General features: G+C 64.0%; 3 protein-coding genes. 2 read left to right on the top strand and 1 reads right to left on the bottom strand.

Annotation, left to right across the window (positions count from 1 at the left end):
• Positions 1-24 precede the first annotated feature (24 nt).
• Entirely contained in the window at positions 25-402 is a 378-nt protein-coding gene (locus AC4FAH_RS10430; protein WP_175088637.1) for a hypothetical protein, read from the top strand.
• Between the two features lie 514 nt (positions 403-916).
• Positions 917-2,095: a cyclopropane fatty acyl phospholipid synthase gene (cfa, locus tag AC4FAH_RS10425; protein ID WP_287024535.1), complete on the top strand. Its 1,179-nt coding sequence runs from the start codon at positions 917-919 to the stop codon at positions 2,093-2,095.
• 164 nt (positions 2,096-2,259) lie between these two features.
• Here the strand turns inward: cfa and AC4FAH_RS10420 are convergent.
• On the bottom strand, positions 2,260-2,739 hold a 480-nt coding region (locus AC4FAH_RS10420), incomplete at its 5' end, for a MarR family winged helix-turn-helix transcriptional regulator (RefSeq protein WP_490245990.1).

Raw genomic sequence — 2,739 nt, 5'->3', positions numbered from 1 at the left:
TGAAAGACACTTCAAGGAGAGATCATGACCCTGACATCCAACGCCCTGCGCAATTCCTGCATGACCCTGGCCATCGTCGGTTCCGCCTTCATCGCCGGTTGCGGCAACACCAGCGTGATCGAGAAGCAGGACACGCGCTACGAAGTCAGCGCCGTCGATGAAGACCGCGATGATGCCATCGCGCAGGTCAAGGAACGCGCGCTCGAGGTGTGTGAAGAGCAGGACCGCGACAAGTACGATGTGCTCGACTCGCGCGTCTTCGGCCCGCACGACGCCACCGCCAAGGCCGCCGATGGCAATGACCAGCTGGAAGGTGGCACCGTCAATGAAGACACCGAAATGGCTGCCGCCACCCATGAAGGCGAAGGCTACAAGGTCGTCTGGACCGTGCGCTGCCGCTGAGGCGTTCCCCCGTCAGGTAGCGTGACCTGACAGCGCGCTCGAACGCGAAAGCGAAAGTCGCAACGACGGCGAAAGCGAAAGCGCAGCATCCGTCAGAAAGCCGCCCCCAAGGGCGGCTTTCTTGCGTTCCGACACCAAGCGATAACCCAGGGAAACCTACACTGCGGCACTTGAGTTCCGAGGGCGCAACCATCGGTTGCCCCACAAATCAGTCTATTGCGTCACCGCATTAGACGACTCTTGACTATGCTGAGACGAAAGCTGTCCCAGCGCCGCCCCTGATCGCCAGATGAAACTGGTGAAGAGAGAGCCCCCGCCGCCCGGGTGGCACGCCAGTGGCGACTCGGACGCTGTACCTGCAACCTCGCTGCATGCACCTCGCAGCATGAAGCTCGCGCATTGCCATGCGAGACGTTCGACAGCCCTATCGCCCGGGGACTGTCGATCACTGCCATACGCCATGACGAACCCATCAGGACTCTCTGCGCCCGCGCGCCGTCAAGGAGGCTTTTCCATGAGTATCGAACAACGCCTGGCCCCCGTTGCACTCCCCGACACCCGTCATCGACGCACCGTCGACCATCTGCTGGCAGGTTCCGGCGTCAGGCTCAACGGGCCTGATCCCTGGGACATTCGCGTTCGCCATCCGGACCTATTCCGACGGGTGCTGCAGCAAGGCAGCCTGGGACTGGGCGAGGCTTACATGGAAGGCTGGTGGGACTGCGAGCAGATCGACGAGATGATCTGTCGCCTGCTGCGACATGGCCTGGGCAGCCGCGCCCACACCACCAGCGAGCGCATCGCCTATCGCCTGCAGGCCGGGGTGATCAACCTGCAGAGCCGCCGCCGCGCCGGCGTGGTCGGCAAGGTGCATTATGACTTCGGCAATGACCTCTTCACGCGCATGCTGGATGACACCCTGTGCTACAGCTGCGGCTACTGGAAAGACCTGCCGGTGAGCGCGGAGAACCTGGGCAAGGCGCAACAGGCCAAGCTGGATCTGGTGTGTCGCAAGCTGGGGCTGGCGCCCGGCATGCGCCTGCTGGATATCGGCTGTGGCTGGGGGAGCCTTGCCGCCTACGCCGCGCGCCATTACGGCGTGGAGGTCGTCGGCATCACCATCTCCGCCGAACAGGCCGCGCTGGCGCGTGAGCATTGCGCAGGGCTACCGGTGGAAATCCTGCTCAAGGACTATCGCGACCCTGACTTCCGGCGCACGGTGGGCAGCTTCGATGCCATCGCCTCGATTGGCATGTTCGAACACGTCGGCCACAAGAACTACGCCACCTACTTTGCCCATGCCGCGCACCTGCTGCGCCCCGGCGGACGCTTCGTGCTGCATACCATCGGCTCCAACCAGAGTGATATCTCGGCCGACCCCTGGGTCAACCGCTACATCTTCCCCAATGGCGTGCTGCCCAGCGCCAGTCAGCTGGTACGCGCCAGCGAAGCGCATCTGGTGATGGAGGACTGGCACAACTTCGGCGCCGACTACGACCCGACATTGATGGCGTGGCGCGCCAATCTCGACCAGCACTGGCATGAGCTGGCCGATACCTATTCACCGCGCGACAAGCGCATGTTCGAGTACTATCTCGGCGCCTGCGCAGGCGCCTTCCGCGCCCGCCAGCTGCAGCTGTGGCAGGTGGTGTTCACCCACGGCATCGCAGGGCGCTACGACGCGCCACGCTGATCCGCCGCTCGCGGGGCGCCGGCAGTCTCGACCGGGAACGACTGCCTCAAGCGGCGGGGCGAATCAGACGCGTCACCGCAAAACGATTGAGCAGCGCATGCATCAAGTAGATCAGCAGCATCGCGATGCAGACCGCACCCAGCGCCGAAAGCGCTGATCGGATGTCACCCCTGACGACTCCGCTGATATTCGGCCTGCGAGCGCGCGATGCTGGCGCTGGCATTGTCTTCGAACTGGAGCAGAGTGCGGGCGAAGGCATTGAGCGCTTCGTCATCGAAACCGACGTACAGCTCGGCACGCACTCGCTCGATGCGCTCCGTCAACTGGGTCAGGCACTGGCGGCCTTGCTCGGTGAACCACAGGCAACGCGCCCGCTTGTCGGTCTCGTGTGGCACGCGGGCGATCAGCTGCTGAGCCTCGAGCTGGTTGAGGGTGCGCGTCAGCGACGGCATCTCGATGCCCAGCTCGCTGGCCAGCATCTGTTGGGTACAGCCCTCGCCGAGCTTTTCCAGATGGACCATGACCGTCCAGCGCGATTCCGTCATGTCCAGGCTACGCACCGCGCTGGTGATGGCGGTGCGCCATAGACGGTGGACCCGGCCGACCTGGCCACCCAGCGAGGGCTTGATCTGCTCGTGAAACGG

The organism is Cobetia sp., from assembly GCF_983723665.1.
The sequence above is the reverse complement of the archived record's forward strand: the minus strand, read 5'-3'. Positions and strand labels throughout refer to the sequence as shown.

Coding starts and splice junctions, on each gene's coding strand:
- AC4FAH_RS10430 (WP_175088637.1), top strand. CDS start 25: ATGACCCTGACATCCAACGCCCTGCGCAATTCCTGCATGACCCTGGCC.
- cfa (WP_287024535.1), top strand. CDS start 917: ATGAGTATCGAACAACGCCTGGCCCCCGTTGCACTCCCCGACACCCGT.